At 69.9% G+C, this 15334-nt stretch carries 17 protein-coding genes; 11 read left to right on the top strand and 6 right to left on the bottom strand.

Annotated features, from left to right (window positions below; genetic code table 11):
* Positions 1–140: 140 nt before the first annotated feature.
* Positions 141–716 (bottom strand): FABP family protein, encoded by a 576-nt coding sequence (locus tag ACWC0C_RS00325; RefSeq protein ID WP_449197561.1) that lies wholly within the window; start codon positions 714–716, stop codon positions 141–143.
* A gap of 261 nt (positions 717–977) precedes the next feature.
* A complete protein-coding gene (locus tag ACWC0C_RS00320) occupies positions 978–2873 on the bottom strand; it encodes a hypothetical protein (protein WP_450860467.1) in 1896 nt (631 codons plus the stop codon).
* Positions 2874–3288: 415 nt separating this feature from the next.
* Here ACWC0C_RS00320 and ACWC0C_RS00315 point away from each other — a divergent pair, with 415 nt between their 5' ends.
* From ACWC0C_RS00315 to ACWC0C_RS00290, 6 genes are all read left to right on the top strand, one after another.
* The gene (locus ACWC0C_RS00315) at positions 3289–3972 is read left to right on the top strand and encodes a vWA domain-containing protein (protein WP_449197559.1); all 684 of its coding nucleotides are present in this window, start codon (positions 3289–3291) and stop codon (positions 3970–3972) included.
* 71 nt (positions 3973–4043) lie between these two features.
* On the top strand, positions 4044–4898 hold the full coding sequence (locus ACWC0C_RS00310; RefSeq protein WP_450860465.1) for a protein phosphatase 2C domain-containing protein: 855 nt from the start codon (positions 4044–4046) through the stop codon (positions 4896–4898).
* The gene (locus ACWC0C_RS00305) at positions 4895–6619 is read left to right on the top strand and encodes a hypothetical protein (protein ID WP_450860463.1); all 1725 of its coding nucleotides are present in this window, start codon (positions 4895–4897) and stop codon (positions 6617–6619) included. Before ACWC0C_RS00310 ends, ACWC0C_RS00305 begins: the two co-directional genes overlap by 4 nt.
* 385 nt (positions 6620–7004) lie before the next feature.
* A complete protein-coding gene (locus ACWC0C_RS00300) occupies positions 7005–8291 on the top strand; it encodes a zinc ribbon domain-containing protein (protein ID WP_450860462.1) in 1287 nt (428 codons plus the stop codon).
* Positions 8292–8306: 15 nt separating this feature from the next.
* Positions 8307–8684: a hypothetical protein gene (locus ACWC0C_RS00295; protein WP_450860460.1), complete on the top strand. Its 378-nt coding sequence runs from the start codon at positions 8307–8309 to the stop codon at positions 8682–8684.
* A gap of 73 nt (positions 8685–8757) precedes the next feature.
* Positions 8758–9120 carry a DsrE family protein gene (locus tag ACWC0C_RS00290; protein WP_450860458.1) on the top strand — a complete coding sequence of 121 codons (363 nt, stop codon included), beginning with the start codon at positions 8758–8760 and terminating at the stop codon, positions 9118–9120.
* Between the two features lie 4 nt (positions 9121–9124).
* On the opposite strand, the gene ACWC0C_RS00285 is transcribed toward ACWC0C_RS00290, so the two are convergent.
* Complete coding sequence (locus ACWC0C_RS00285; protein WP_449197553.1) at positions 9125–9388, bottom strand: DUF3099 domain-containing protein; 264 nt, start codon at positions 9386–9388, stop codon at positions 9125–9127.
* 145 nt (positions 9389–9533) lie between these two features.
* Here ACWC0C_RS00285 and ACWC0C_RS00280 point away from each other — a divergent pair, with 145 nt between their 5' ends.
* From ACWC0C_RS00280 to ACWC0C_RS00260, 5 genes are all read left to right on the top strand, one after another.
* The gene (locus tag ACWC0C_RS00280) at positions 9534–10277 is read left to right on the top strand and encodes an LmeA family phospholipid-binding protein (protein WP_450860456.1); all 744 of its coding nucleotides are present in this window, start codon (positions 9534–9536) and stop codon (positions 10275–10277) included.
* Between the two features lie 197 nt (positions 10278–10474).
* Complete coding sequence (locus ACWC0C_RS00275; RefSeq protein WP_449197551.1) at positions 10475–10582, top strand: Ms5788A family Cys-rich leader peptide; 108 nt, start codon at positions 10475–10477, stop codon at positions 10580–10582.
* Positions 10583–10704: 122 nt separating this feature from the next.
* Positions 10705–11550 (top strand): sulfurtransferase, encoded by an 846-nt coding sequence (locus ACWC0C_RS00270; protein ID WP_450860453.1) that lies wholly within the window; start codon positions 10705–10707, stop codon positions 11548–11550.
* A gap of 30 nt (positions 11551–11580) precedes the next feature.
* Entirely contained in the window at positions 11581–11871 is a 291-nt protein-coding gene (locus ACWC0C_RS00265; RefSeq protein WP_043502058.1) for a DUF1416 domain-containing protein, read from the top strand.
* A 404-nt stretch (positions 11872–12275) separates the two neighbouring features.
* Entirely contained in the window at positions 12276–12869 is a 594-nt protein-coding gene (locus tag ACWC0C_RS00260; protein ID WP_450860451.1) for a hypothetical protein, read from the top strand.
* 69 nt (positions 12870–12938) lie between these two features.
* On the opposite strand, the gene ACWC0C_RS00255 is transcribed toward ACWC0C_RS00260, so the two are convergent.
* The 3 genes from ACWC0C_RS00255 to ACWC0C_RS00245 are packed head-to-tail and all read right to left on the bottom strand — an operon-like array spanning position 12939 to position 15320.
* Complete coding sequence (locus ACWC0C_RS00255; protein WP_450860449.1) at positions 12939–14165, bottom strand: hypothetical protein; 1227 nt, start codon at positions 14163–14165, stop codon at positions 12939–12941.
* Position 14166: 1 nt separating this feature from the next.
* Positions 14167–14421: a MoaD/ThiS family protein gene (locus tag ACWC0C_RS00250; RefSeq protein WP_449197546.1), complete on the bottom strand. Its 255-nt coding sequence runs from the start codon at positions 14419–14421 to the stop codon at positions 14167–14169.
* Positions 14422–14468: 47 nt separating this feature from the next.
* The gene (locus ACWC0C_RS00245; RefSeq protein WP_450860447.1) at positions 14469–15320 is read right to left on the bottom strand and encodes an alpha/beta hydrolase family protein; all 852 of its coding nucleotides are present in this window, start codon (positions 15318–15320) and stop codon (positions 14469–14471) included.
* Positions 15321–15334: the final 14 nt, after the last annotated feature.

Below are 15334 nucleotides of genomic sequence, written 5' to 3'. Positions count from 1 at the left end.
CGAGCGCCGACGCCTGCTGAGGCGTCGGCAGCAGCTTGACCCGCACCACCGACTTCACGATCAAGAACGCTAGGCAGCGGGGCCCCACTGTGTCCCACCGAGACACATTCTTCACCCGAACAGGTGACCGAGATGGCGTTCTACTTGAAGAAGGCGATGCCGTCGTCCGGCATGTCGTCCGGGAGGGCCTTGGCCCAGCGTTCGACGTCCTCGGGGGTGACGACCTTCTTCAGGTGGGCCGACATGTAGGGGCGCAGCTCGACCTCGGGGGTCTGCTTCTCGCCGACCCACATGAGGTCGCTCTTGACGTAGCCGTACAGGCGCTTGCCGCCGCTGTAGGGCTGCGAGGCGGCCGTGCGAGCCACCGCGTCCGTGACCAGGTCGATCTGCGGCTTCTGGTGGGCCATCTCGCCGTACCAGATCTCGATGACACCGTCGTCGCGGGTCATCGTCACCTCGACCTTGCGGTCGGCGTCGATCCGCCAGAAGCCGTGCTCCGACTCCAGCGGGCGGACCTTGTTGCCGTCCTCGTCCAGCACCCAGGTCTGGGAGTGGTACTCCAGGAAGTCCCGGCCGTCGTGGGTGAAGCTGACCTCCTGGCCGAAGTTGCACTTCTGCGAGCCGGGGAAGTCGTGCACGCCCGCACCGGCCCAGTTGCCGAGCAGGAAGGCGAGCGGGACGAGGTCCTTGTGGAGGTCGGACGGGATCTCGATCATGAGGGAAGCTTCCTAGAGGTGGTTCAGCGCTGGCCCTGGTACAGCTTCTTCACGGTCAGACCGGCGAAGGCGAGCACGCCGACGCAGACCAGGACCAGCAGGGTTTCGAAGAAGATCTCCACGGGTGCTCCTTGACCGAGGGTGGGCATACGACAGGGCCGGGGCCCAGCTTACGCGGCCGGGGCCCGGCTCTCCGTTCGAGGTGCGCTGTCCGGGGCCCGCCGGCACACGCCGGGCTCGCGGCGGGTACGCCGCGACGGCTCAGCACCGTACGCCGAGGCTGCTCAGGTCCGTCCACTCGTGGGTGCCGGATTCGTTGACGATCACGAGGCGGTCGACACGTGAGCCGCCGCCGTGCGGCTTGCACAGGTTCTCCCGCGCCTGCCGGAACTCCCGACCCGTCGAGAGGAACTTTCGCAGGTCGGCCGTGGAGGCCAGGGAAAGCAACGGCCCCACGGCCGGCTCCAGGTCTATCCGGAGAACCCGTTCGAAGCCGGGCGGCGCCTTCTCGCCCTCGGCGCCGTCCCCCGTCACCGCCCCCAGCTCCTTGACGCTGTGCACGGTCTTCACCCGCACGGCGCGCCGGACCTCCTGGCCCTGCCGGGTACTGGTGTAGAGGTAGTCGGTTCGGTACGTCTCGCCATTGACCTCGTACAGCCCGCCCCACGTGACTTTCGCGTTCGGATCGGTCTTCAGCAGGTGCGCGACCTGCTCCATCACGCGCTGTTCGCGGAGGTGGGCGGTGGTGGGGACGACCTCGCGCAGGTCCTGCGGATTTTGCAGGCGGCCGGAGTCGGCGATCGCCTTCAGAGCGGGAAGCCGGCCCCGGTCGGCGGCCCCCTTGAGCGCCTCGACGGCCCTGTCGCCGGCTTGCGTGTCCGAAGCGGGAGCGTCCTTCGTCATCAGGTCCAGGAGTTTCGCGACGGTGGGCTTCAGGGGTGTGGCGACGGAGACGTCGTCCGGTCCCAGTCCCCGTGCGTGCAGGCGGCTCCCCACGCCGGGGTCCGGGCCGTACAGAGCGGGTGAGTAGACCCAGGCGTAGTCGGTGTACCGCACGGATTGCCCGGGGGGCGCCAGGTTGGGGCCTGTGCCGCCGACCTCCTGGGATTGCCCGGGTTCCAGCGTGCCGAGGGGGTGGGGCTGGTCCGGCACGTCCGGGAAGCTGAGATACAGGGTGGCTTCGCCCGCCTGGTCGCCGCTGTTCGTGATCGTCAAGGAGTACGGGCAGGGATCGGCCGTGCACAGGTGCGCACTGTTGTCGGTGTTGTCGGTGATCGTGAAGTCCGGCCCCTGTGCCGTGGAGACCGCGTCGTCGGACGCTGCCGGAGGCACGGCGGCGACGGCCTCCGCGGCGGCCGCATGGACGGCGGCTGCCTGCTCTTCGGTGGCAGGCTTCGGAACCATCACGAGGTAGGGGTGGGAGTAGTCGTCCGGGTCATCGGCCGGCCTGACCGGGCCGGCGTCGAGGGGCTCCCCTCCCACGGCGAGGACGGTGTACGGGGAACTCGAGGCGAGGAGGACCGTCCAGCCCCGCGCGGTGTAGGAGACCGCCTTGTGCCCCTCGATCGTCCCCCCGTCTTCCTGCACTGCTCCGGGATCGGAGGTGACCTGCCGCACCAGGGCTGCCAGCGATTGCGGGGACAGGGAGCCCGCGTTCACCCCGAAGCTGTCGAGCATGGCGGAGCCGGAGCGCTTCGTCGGCGCGATCCAGTGGCCGCTGCCGGTCAGGTCCGTCCCGTACGAGGGACCCTGTTGGGCCCAGAAGTCGGTGTCCCCCTTGAGGTAGAGCCGGTCACCGGACCACGCCAGCGCGGCTTCGCCGGTCACCGGTTCGTGCAGGGTTCCCGACACTTCCCCCGACGCGGTGGCGGTCAGGTTCGCATGGGTCACGGGCCGGTCCCCGGCCGGGGCGTAGGCCATGGAGAGGCTGACGGCCGGAAGCGCGCCCAGCACCCGAGCGGCCGACGCTCCCCGGTCGGCCGCTGTCACGTGGGAGACCGGGGATTCCCGTTGGGACGCGCCGGAACCGTGTGACCACAGCACATACCCGACGCACGCCAGTACGACTGTCACGGCGACGCCCATGGCGACGAGGGCCGTGGCACGCCCTCTGTGGTGCAGGAGTGCGACCGGCGTTCCCGCGCCGGCCTGGGGCACGCGGCGACGCCACGCCGGGGCCGGCCACGGCGGCCTGGACGGCGGGGGCACGGCGAGCGGCCGGGCCGGTGGTGGAGGGGCGGTCGGGGTCGGGGGCTCGGGAGACGGTGTGGTCGACCAGGTCTGTCCGCCGGAGGCGGGCGGGGCTGCCGGGGGCGAACCCGTTTGCGCGGGCGGTGATTGCGGTACCGACGGGAACGGTTGCCCGAGAGGGGGCGGCACAGCCCGTGGTGTCTGCTGCCATAAGGGAAGGTCCGGCTCGTCGGGGCCGGTCTGCCAGTGGTGGTTTCCCAAGTCGAATCCCCCGAGTCGCTTCCGCCCGCCATTCCTCTTTGGGAAGATACGACACCGGCGGGGGCGCTCCTAGAGGGCGATTCCCCTCAAGTGCGAGACAGCAACGGGGAGTTGGATCGTCATGGCGGAGACGAGGGGCGTGCTGCTGCCGGCCTATGTGCTGGCGGACGAGTCGGGGTCGATGGGCCCCTACCGGCAGGATCTGTCCGACGGTCTGGTGTCGTTATGCGAGGGGCTTCGGGCCGAGCCGATGGTCGCGGCCAAGCTCCGTCTGGCCGTGCTGGGCTTCTCCGACGACGTGCAGGTGCGTCTCGCGGTGGCCGACATGCGCACCGAGACCAGCCTGCCCCAGGTCGTCATCCGGGGTGTGACCAACTACGAGGCGGTGTTCGACGACCTGCTGAGCCGGATCCCGTCCGACGTGCAGTGGCTGCGCGGCGAGGGATACAAGGTCCATCGCCCGGTGGTGTTCTTCCTCAGCGACGGTCAGCCCACCGACGGCGGGGCCTGGCGCCGGCCGCACGCCCAGCTGACCGACAGGGCGCTGACCCCGACCGCTCCGAACATCGTGGCCTGTGGGATCGGTGATGCCCAGGCCCACACCATGGTCGAAGTCGCCACGCGCAAGGAGTTCGCGTTCGTCGCCAGGCCCGGGACCGACATCGGCCGGGCGGTCGCGGAGTTCTTCCATGCGCTCACCGCGAGTCTGGTCGCCTCGGGGCACGCCCTGAACTCGGGCGCCCCGTCGTTGGTGGTCAACCGGCCGGACCAGTTCACCATGGCGATTGACGAGGTCGGGGAGTGACGTCGCCGGGTGGCGATGGCGGTACCGCGGCGTCGATCGTCCCCGCGCCCTGGCAACGGATCACGGTAGGTGTGCCCGGACCGGAATTCGAAGCCCGCCCACCGGGGCAGTACGCCTTCGACTTCCCCGACACCGAATGTGACGGCTGGTCAACCCAGTCCCTGGCCGTGCGCTTCGCCTCGGTGCGCGGTGCCAAGCACCGCTACTACCGCCAGCCACGCCAGGACGCCGCGCGCGCCGCCGTCCACGAGGCCACGGGCAGCATCGCCTTCGCCGTCGCCGACGGCGTGTCCAGTGCCTCCAGCTCCGAGTTCGGCGCCATCGAGGCGTGCCGGGCCGCGCTGGAGAAGATGCTTCACCAGCTGTCCCAGGACCAGGGCGAGGTGGACTTCGACGCTGTGGTCCGTCATGCCGCCGAGCGGCTTCGGCAGCTCGCCCAGTGGCGTCTGAACGACCGAGAGCCCCAGCCACGCGAGGTGGCGCGACTTTACGCGACCACGCTGGTGGCCGGCGTGGTACGCCCCCATCGGGCCGGGCCCGTGGTCGAGGTCTGCCGTGTCGGCGACTCGGGGGCCTGGATCCTGGATTCGGCCAACGGGTGGTACCAGCCGTTGTTCGGTTCGAAGAGCGCCCCCGATGCCGTGGTGGTGTCGAACGAGGTGACACCGCTGCCCCACGTGCCCGATCAGCTGGAACAGGCCGGTGTCCACCTCGCCTCCCGCCAGGTGCTGCTGATCGGCACCGACGGCTTCGCGGATCCGCTGGGCGACGGAGACGGCCAGGTCGGCGCGCTGTTCGCCCGGCACCTCGCGGTACCGCCGACTCCGTCCTGGCTCGGGCACCTGCTGGACTTCTCCCGGGAGACCTTCGACGACGACCGCACCCTGCTGGCCGTCTGGCCCCACGTCGCGGCAGATCCACGATGACCCCCGGGCGTTCACCGGCCGTGGAACACCGCACGCTGAGCCTGGGACGCCAGTTGGGCCAGGGCGGCCAGGGCACGGTGTACGAGGTGCTCAACAAGAAGATCAACGAGGCGGACGGCGGCGGCTGGGACGTTGCCTACAAGGAGTACTCAGCCGCCGTACTGCCCGGCCTCGACGCGACCGCACTGGCAGCGCAGGTCGGCCTGCTCGGCGAGTTGAGCGCCGCCGAGGGCCGGTGGCTGAGCGACAAGACGGCCTGGCCCGCGGCCGTGGTGGAACGGGGCGGCCAGGTCTGTGGGTTCCTCATGCGCGCCATTCCCGACCGCTTCCGGTTCGACTACCGGAGCCTGGGCAGCACCACCACGGCGACACGGCGCCTGGCGAACCTGGAGTACCTGCTCAACGACGACACGTACGTCGCCTCGATCGGGCTGAACATCAGCGAACGCGACCGGCTCCTGCTCCTGGCCGACCTGGCGGCCACACTCACCCGGCTGCACCGCATCGGCATCGCCGTCGGCGACCTCTCTCCCAAGAACCTGCTCTTCACCACCGACCCGAGGCCTGAGTGCTTCCTGATCGACTGCGACGCCATGCGGCTGCGGGGCGCCACCGTGCTGCCCCAGGCCGAGACGCCCGACTGGCAGGTCCCGGCCGGCGAGGAGAGGGCCACCCGTACAAGCGACGTCTACAAGCTCGCTCTCCTCGCCATCCGGCTCTTCGCCCGCGATCAGATCGCCACCGACCCCGCCGCCCTGGCCGCGGTCAGTCCGGCACTCGGCGACCTGGCCCGCGCCGGCCTCAACCCCGACCCGGCCCGCAGGCCGACACCGACAGCCTGGGCCGAACAACTCACCACCGCCGCCGCCACGGCATCAACCGCCCCGCCCAAGAAGGCCGTTGGCAAACGGCCGGCTGGACCACCACCCCCGCCACGACCGAACCCGCCAGGGGCGAACCCGCCAGGGCCGAACCCGCCCCCTGCCAACGTCCAGGCGCTCAAGGTACTTGCCGCCGTCGCCACGCTCATCGTGATCGTCGTCGCGTTCGTGGCCGCGCACGCGCACAAGGACTCCAGTTCCGCGTCGAGCAGTTCACCGCAGCCCACTTACTCCCAGGACTACACCTACAGTCCGTCGCAGGACCCGGGCTACGACTCCTCCAGCAGCGACAGTGGCGGCAGCGGAAGCAGCGGCTACGACGGCGGAGTGACAACCGACCCCGGCACCACCCCGCCCAGCGCCGAGGACCTGGCGTTCAGCGAGGTCTCCACCGACGACTGCCTGAGCAACTACACCAACAAGGACACGGACTGGACGCCCTCCACGCCGTCGACGACCAGCTGCTACGACACCGGCGCCTACTTCCGTGTGACGTCGGTCGAGAAGTACGGGGGCTGCACCTCCGACGACATCACCTGGTACCACGACAACAACGACGGCTCCGAGACGAACCTCTGCCTGGACCGCAACTACGCGACCGGCCAGTGCATGTTCGCCCGTGCCGAGGGCCAGTCGCTCTCCATGTACTTCAATGCCGCCACGCCGTGCGAGGCGAACATCCCGAGCGACTACCAGTACACCGTCAAGCTCACGCAGGTGTACCCCGGCGGTGCGCCCGACGACGCCTGCGGCAACGACAAGCTCTGGAAACCGGACAACAGCAACGCCGTCCTCTGCGGGAGAGCCATCTACAAGCTCCACGGCCTGCCCGACATGTAGTACTCGACTCGGCGATAACGGGGGAGCCATGACGACTTCGGGTAAATGTCCCGGATGCGGGCAGGACACGGGAACATGGGCCACACGCTGCGGCGCGTGCGGAACGTCCCTGAACGCCCAAAGCGCGTCCGGAGCCGGGCAACCCGCCGCAGCGCCGCGACCATCCTCCGCGCCGACCACCTTCCCAGCACCTTCACCGCCGGCGTCCGGGGCCGCAGGGACCTCCACCTGGAGAGGCCCGCAGTCCGGTTCCCCTGCCTCCGCCTCCTCACCCCGGTGGGGCGGGGGCCAGGACGTCACCCGGTACCTGTGCGCGGCGGCGTACCTGAACCGCCAGTACGCCGAGCTGCTCATCAAGCAGGTATCCGCGGAACCCCACCTGGGCGTGGCACCGGCCCCGGCGTGCGACATCCCCGTGGTGCTCCACCACGCCTACCTGGCCAACGCACGACGCCACATACGCGATCTCCTGCTCGCTCTCCTGCTCGCGCTGACCCTGCTCTTCTACGCGGGAGTCCAGGACGCCGGGCTCACCCTGCTGGTCCTGTTCGTCGCCTGGGTGACGGTCCTGTCCTTCGAGTTCTCCACCCGGTACGGCAGGCACCTGCAGAGCCTGCGTCCGAACCGGTTCGACCCCGCGGCCGCGCCCCCCGCGCCCAACAGTGACATAGCGGCGCGCCTTCTCCAGATCGGCGCGTACGCCGGCGGGAACGTCACCGCGTACAGCGGCTACTCGCCCTTCATCGGGTACGGGATCCCGCTCGAGTCATGGTCCCTGGCGTTCGACGTCACCGCCCCGGGCCCGCAGGGTGGCACGCCGCAGGACGTGGACGTGACGGAGCTCTACGAGCACATCGCCCGGCGCCTCGGCACCCTGGCCCTGCCCTCCCTGGAGATCGAGGAACGGGTCTTCGTCGAAGGGGCGACCCTCATCGGGGACCCCCGCTTCCTCCCCGACCCGCTCGGCAGGCCCGTCCACCGGATCGGCCAGGGCCAGTTGAACGCGCTGAAGCGTGCGCCCGAGGAAGGCGCCCGCCCCTATCTGGCCGCGCATTCCACGGGGTGGGGCGGCCAACTGGTCACATCGCTGTTCCTGCGCTTCACCCGGTCCGACTCCAACCTGTGCGTGGAAGCGGTCCAGACGGTGCTGCCGCCCCTCGAGGACCGCTATCAGGTCATCGACACCCTCATGCCCCACCCGTCACTGCGGGAAGTGGGCGAGCTGCTGTCCGAGACACTGGTGAGCACCCCGTTCCTGATGCTGGCCTCCCCCATGCGCGCGGCCATCGGCTTCTCCCCCGACTTCGGGATCCGCAAGCGCGTGCGCAAGCAGAACGAGCGCATCACCGCACTGCGCCACTTCGACTACGGGGCACGCCTCGGCGTCCGTGAGCAGGCCGCGAAGTCGACTCATCACCGCCACTTCCAGAAGTCCGACAGCGGCATGGCGCTGAAAGTGATGGAAAAGCGCACCCTGGACGCGCTCGTCGAGTTCGCCGAGGCACGGGGCATCGACGTGAGCGAACTGATCCAGCGCCAGGAAACGATCATCAACAACGGCATCATCGCGACCCAGGGGTCGACGGTGTCGTCCAGCTCTGTCGTCTCGGGCAGCAGGTCGCGGGTCTCCATGCGCATTCTCAACAAGATCCCCCTGATCAACACGGACTGACGTCAGGAGAACGGAATGCACAAGAACAACGGCATCATCGCGACGGGCGGCTCGAACGTCACCGGGAACGCCGTCGCCAGCGCCGAGAACGCCAAGGCCGACGTCAGCATCCGGGACAGCGTCCTGAACCAGTCGGGAAACGACCCGCGGCGCACGCCTCAGGAGATCGGCGACCTGTTCACCCGGCTGATCGACGAACTCGGCCAGTCCGAGCACCCGGACCGCGCCGACCTGATCGAGGCCGCACAGGACGCGCGCGACGAACTCGGCTCGGAGACACCCCGAGTGGGCAAGCTGAAGCTGCTCTCACGGGCGATCGTCGACGCGGTGCCGGGGTTCACGGCGCTGACCTCCTTGGCGGTGACGATCGAAGAGGCCATCCGAAGGATGTAGCACCGTTCCCGGGCGTACGCCTCGGGACCTGGAGTTCGTCCAGCCCTCGCCCTGTCGCGGCTACGCTTCCCGTATGACCAAGAAGCTCGTGATCAAGGTGACGGCGGGGGCGGACGCCCCGGAGCGCTGCTCGCAGGCGTTCACCGTGGCGGCGGTGGCCGTGGCCAGCGGGGTCGACGTGTCGCTGTGGCTGACCGGGGAGTCGTCCTGGTTCGCACTGCCGGGGCGGGCGGCCGAGTTCGAGCTGCCGCACGCGGCTCCGCTGCCGGATCTGATCGAGTCGGTCCTGGCCGCCGGGCGCATCACGCTGTGCACCCAGTGCGCGGCCCGGCGGGAGATCACCGAGAAGGACGTCATCAAGGGCGTGCGGATCGCGGGCGCGCAGGTCTTCGTACAGGAGACGCTGGCGGACGACACCCAGGCGCTCGTCTACTGACCGCTCACCGCCTGGGGGGCTTCTTGCCGTCCAGTTCGTCCCACCACTCGTCGGACTGGGGATCGCCGGAGGGGTCGTCCCACCAGCGGTCCTCCGGGCCCCGCCGGTTGGCGATCATCGCGGCGACCGGCGGGATGATCATGGCCACCACGCACATGCCGACGGCCGCCGGGACCGACCAGATACGCACGACTCCCCACGCCAGGACGAAGAGCCCGATGCAGGTCCCCATCATGGCGAAATAGATGTGACGCCGCCGTGCGTACATACGTCCAGGGTAGGCCGGGCGGTCCCTGTCACAACTGATCCACAAACGCGACTGGGCCGAGCCCCGCCCGGTTACCGTGGCGTAGTCGTCACCGCACGGCACCTCGCACACCGCACACCGACCGCCGACCCGGGGGAAACACCACATGCGCGCCCTGCGAATACTCCTGATCCTCGTCGTGATCCTGGGCGGGCTGTTCGTGATCGCGGACCGGATCGCCGTGCACTTCGCCGAGGGGGAGGCCGCCGACAAGCTGAAGTCGACGGAGAACCTGGCGTCGACGCCGGATGTGAGCATCAACGGGTTCCCGTTCCTCACCCAGGTCGCGGGCGGGTCGCTCGATGACGTCGAGGTCGGGATCAAGAATTATGAGGCCGCCACCGGCACCGCCGGGAAGACGGTCCGGATCGACGACCTGAAGGCCGACATGAAGGGCGTCTCCTTCTCCGGCGACTACAGCTCCGCCACCGCTTCCTCCGCCACCGGCACCGCGACGATCTCGTACTCCGAACTGCTGAGGACCGCCAAGCCCGAGCCGACCGAGGTCGTCCCCGGCCTCAAGGCCCGGGTCGTCAGTCTCTCCGACGGCGGCAACGGCAAGATCAAGGTCACGGCCAGGCTGACCGGCGCGCTCGGCCCCCTGCCGGTCAACCAGACGGTGTCCGTGCTCAGCACCGTGACCGTGGAGAACGACAAGGTGGAGGTCCACGCCGACTCCCTGCCCAAGTTCGCCGCCGCCGCAATCGCCGAGAACCGCATCCGGGAGATCACCGACTTCCAGCAGGCCATCAGCCGGCTGCCCGGTGGCATCAAGCTGGACAAGGTGCAGGCCGCCAAGGACGGCGTGCAGATCACGGTGAAGGGTTCCAACGTCAGGCTGGCTGGGTAGGAACACCGCCGGCGGACGACGATCGTCCGACTGGCGAGACGGTGGCGTCCGTACCGTAGATACGGAGACGGACGCGAGCGCCCGGGAGGCCGCGAGGCGGCCACCGGGCGCTTTCTCATCCCACTATACGGACGATCGTGTCTCGCGATATGACACACCGGTGACACGCCCACCCGGACGTCCCTACGATCGGGCCCATGCGGTACACGACGAGCGTCCTCCGGCCGCGGGGACAGGCGAATCTCACGAAGCGGCGGGCAGTCGACCTGTGCCGCGTCGCCGCCATGCTCTGTCGCCCCTTCTGAGCGAAAGTCCCCGACTTCCGCATCCCACCGCCGCCCTGCTGGAAGGGCACCCGTGCGCCACTCGGTCGCACACCCCTCTCTACTCGCGCGCCCCGCCGCAACTGCCCCGGAGGAGAAAGAGCATGAGCCGCACCGACGTCCTGGTCGACGCCGACTGGCTGCAGCAGCACCTGGACGACCCGGCCATCGCCATCGTCGAGGTGGACGAGGACACGTCCGCCTACGACAAGAACCACATCAAGAACGCGATCCGCATCGACTGGACCAAGGACCTCCAGGACCCGGTCCGCCGCGACTTCGTCGACCAGGAGGGCTTCGAGAAGCTCCTGTCGGGCAAGGGCATCGCCAACAACCACACGGTGGTCCTCTACGGCGGCAACAACAACTGGTTCGCCTCGTACGCCTACTGGTACTTCAAGCTGTATGGCCACGAGAACGTCAAGCTCCTCGACGGCGGCCGCAAGAAGTGGGAGCTGGACGCCCGCGAGCTGGTGGCCGGCGACGAGGTCCCGGAGCGCGCCAAGACGGAGTACCGGGCCAAGCCGCAGGACACCTCGATCCGCGCCTTCCGTGACGACGTCGTCGCCGCGATCGGCTCGCACAACCTGGTCGACGTGCGCTCCCCCGACGAGTTCTCCGGCAAGCTGCTCGCCCCGGCGCACCTGCCGCAGGAGCAGTCGCAGCGTCCGGGGCACGTCCCGAGCGCCAGGAACATCCCGTGGTCGAAGAACGCCAACGACGACGGCACCTTCAAGTCGGACGAGGACCTGAAGGCCCTCTACGCCGAGGAGAGCGTGGACCTCGCCAAGGACACGATCGCCTACTGCCGCATCGGTGAGCGCTCGGCCCTGACCTGGTTCGTGCTGCACGAGCTGCTCGGCGTCGCGAACGTCAAGAACTACGACGGTTCCTGGACCGAGTACGGCTCCCTCGTCGGCGTGCCGATCGAGCTCGGCGCGAACAAGTAAGACCCCCTCAGACCCCTCAGGAGAAACAGCATGTGCGGAGCGAAGGCCGGCGGCCCCGACGCCTCTACGATCAAGCCCGGTGAGACGACGATCCAGGGTCAGGTGACCCGTGACGGCGAGCCGGTGACGGGCTACGTCCGTCTGCTGGACTCGACCGGCGAGTTCACCGCCGAGGTCCCGACCTCGGCGACCGGTCAGTTCCGCTTCTACGCGGCCGAGGGCACGTGGACCGTACGCGCGCTGGTGCCGGGCGGCACGGCCGACCGCACGGTCGTCGTGGCGGAGAAGGGCGCGCTGGCCGAGGTCGCCATCGCGGTCTGAGTGGGCCTAGCGGGCTCAGTGACGGTCGAAGGGCCGCACCCCTGGGGTTGGACGCCAGTGGGGGTGCGGCCCTTCGGCATGCGCGGCCTCGGCATGCGCGGCCCTTCGGCGTCCGCTGTTAGCGCACCTCGCCTCTCTGAGGCCGCAACGACACGCGCGCCGCCGGGGTGGCGACTTGTCATACGATCATTCAAAAGGACTAGTGGTCTGTCAATTTCCCTGTTTTCAGGCCCAGTTGATACGACCTCAGCGGATGAAGAGTGGCAATCACATGCCACAAATCCCTCGATTGATGCACAAAAACCCAGTCTCGGGACATTCCCGACATGACAGCCATAGCGGTCGATGAATACGTTCCATTCGACCGGCCTTCGAGTCGGCGTCTCAGAGACTGGAGAAACACCATGAAGATCACTCGGACCAACATCGTCACCGCCGCTGTCGCGGGCGCGGCGGCCCTGGCGGCGACCGGCGTCACCTACGCCGCGGCCGCCTCCGCGCCGGAGGCCGCCCCCGAGGCGGCCCCGGCCGCTGCCGCCGCCGCACCGTTCGGTGGCGCCGGCGCCGGCGGGGGCAACAACAACAACTCGAACAACAACAACAACAACGGCAACAACAACAACGGCAACGACGACGAGGACAACTGGGGCAAGGGCGGCGAGGGCCGCGGCGAGGGCGGCCACTGGGGCGGCGGCAGGATCCAGATCAACGAGCGGTCCTACTCCAGCCACCCCGGCGACTGCGTCACCGTGGTCAGCGGTCTCGGCGCCCGGACGCTGAACATCCGCAACGACAGCGACAGCCGCGTCGAGGTGTTCCGCGGAGCCGTGTGCGACAACGGCGCCCCCGTCGCCGAGGTCGGCCGTCACAGCCAGAGCGACGGCGTGCGCGTCGGCGACGTCGACGGCATCAAGGTCAAGGACGGCGTCGTCGGCAGCTTCCGAGTGGTCGGCCACGAGCACCACGAGCACGAGTTCGGTGGCGGCGGCGGGAAGTAACCCAGAACTCGCCGTATGACACATGGAGCCGCGGCCCGCCGCAATCGGGCCGCGGCTCCAGGCTTGTTTCTACCCGAGCGCCCGCCCCAGCACCCATACGACCGGCGCGGCAGCCGACAACGGCACCGCCACCCCGGCCGTGAAGTGCACGAACCGCGACGGATAGTCGTAGCTGGCCACGCGATGGCCGATCAGGGCGCAGACCGCGGCGGCCAGACCCAGGAGCGCACCCTTGGCCCCCAGCCCGGTCACCCCGCCCACGGCGATCCCCGCGCCCGCCGCCGCCAGCAGCGAGACCACCACCGACGGCACCGTGGGCAGCGGCAGGGCCCGTGCCACGACCGCCACCGCCACCGCCGCCGCGCCCACGGACACCGCGTGCGGGTCGGCGCCCAGATACCCGGTGGCCAGTACCGACAGCGCCGTCGAGACGACCGTGGCCATCAGGCCGTACATCCGCTCGTCCGGCGAGGCGTGCGAGCGCAGCTGCAGGACCAGCGACAGCAGGACCCAGACGCCGAGCGGGCCCAGGATCGCGGCGGGCGCGTCATCGCGGCCCGCGGCGAGCACGGCCACATCGGCGGCCAGCCCGCCCGCGAAGGCCAGGGCGATGCCCTGCCGGGCCGGCCACATGCCGTTCAGCCGGAACCAGCCCGCCGCCGTCACCGCCTGGAGCACCACGAGCGGGAGGAGGAGCGCGTACGAGGCGATCGGCGCCGTCGCTGCCAGCAGCAGTCCGAGCAGGGCGGTCAGCAGCGCCGGCTGCGTACCGGGCTCGATGATCGGCGAACGGCCCTCCAGCCGCGCCCGCTGGGCATCCGTGATCCGCGCGTTGCCGGCGACGGTGGCGGGGCCGTAGGCCGGCTCGGACTCCGGTACGGCTTCCGGGGCCTGGGGCTGGGCCTGCGCCGGCACGGGCGCCGGTGCCGGTTCGGGGTGCGGCTCAGGCATCGGCTGCGGCGCGGCCCCGTACGGCTCCGCGTACTGCTGCTGCTGATACGGCTGCTGGTACTGCTGCTGCCCCGCGAACGAGCCCCCGTACGAACCCTGGGACGAACCCTCGGACGAAGCCTCGGACGGCTGCGGCGGCAGATACGCCGTCTCCGACGCCTGCGCGGGCATCTGCATCGACGCGTGCGTCTGCGTGTCCCAGGTCTGGCCCTGCCACTGCTGGGTGAGCTGGGGGTCGTAGCCCTGCTGCTGATCGTGCCCCGGCCACTGCTGCTGGTAGGGGTCGTAGCCCTCGTAGGGGCCGCCCTGATAGGGCTGTCCGCCCTGATACGGCTGGTCGCTCATCTCACCCTCCTGCGAACGGCGGGAGCACCTCGACCGTGCCGCCCTCGGCCAGCCGTACCGTCTCATGCGCGCGGGTCCCGACGGGGTGACCGTCGACGAGGAAGGAGCATCGCAGCAGCACGCGCGTGAGTTCACCGGGGTGTCGCGCGCGCACGGCGGCCAGCGCGTCGGCGAGCGTGTCCGCCTCGTACGGCTCCTCGGCGACCTGGGCCGCGGCCTTGGCGGCGGCCCAGTAGCGCACCGTGACCTTGGGCATCTGTTTCCTCAATCGACGGCAAGAAAAGAAATAAGAGTGCTGTCAGGCTAGCCCGCCCGGGCCGCCGCCCAGTCCGCGATCCGGGCGAGCAGGGCGTCGTCCGCCGCGTGCTCGGCGTGGCCCATGCCCGGCTCCACCCAGAGTTCCCCGTGGTCACCGGCCGCCTCGGCGAGCATCCGGGGGTGGTCGAGGGGGAAGTAGCCGTCCCGGTCGCCGTGCACGATCAGCAGCGGGGTCGGGGCGATCCTCGGCACCGACTCCACCGGGGAGAGCGGGACCGGGTCCCACTCCCGGTGGTGGATGCGGGTGCGCAGGCCGTAGCGGCCGACCAGGCGGCCCTCGGGACGGGTGACCAGCCAGTGCAGCCGGCGCATGGGCGCCGTGCCCCGGTAGTACCAGCGGGCCGGGGCGCTGACCGAGACGACCGCGTCGACCGTGCCGGGGTTCAGGGCCGCGTGCCGCAGGACCACCGAGCCGCCCATGGAGAAGCCGACGGTGGCCACGCGCGCGTACCCGAGGCCGCGGGCCCACTCGACGGCGGCGGCGAGGTCCAGCACCTCCCGGTCACCGACCGTGGACCGGCCGCCGGAGCGCCCGTGGCCGCGGAAGGAGAAGGTGACGACGGCGCCGTGACCGCGCAGAACCCCCGCCACCCGTCGTACATGCGGGCGGTCCACGTCCCCGGTGAACCCGTGGGCGATGACGAACGCCAGGTCACCACTGGCCGAACGGAGGGTGTCCGGCGGGGTTTCGTATACGACCGCGCCCGGGTCGTATACGGAATCGACCGGAACTCCGTCGGCGGTGCGCAGAAACGTCCGAATAGGGCCCTGTCTGCCCGTCTCAGGATTCGGACGAACGGTGGAACGTGCCACATGACCTGCCGGACCGTTGCTCATGTGGGCTATTCTGC

Source organism: Streptomyces sp. NPDC001709, assembly GCF_053596375.1.
The sequence above is the reverse complement of the archived record's forward strand: the minus strand, read 5'-3'. Positions and strand labels throughout refer to the sequence as shown.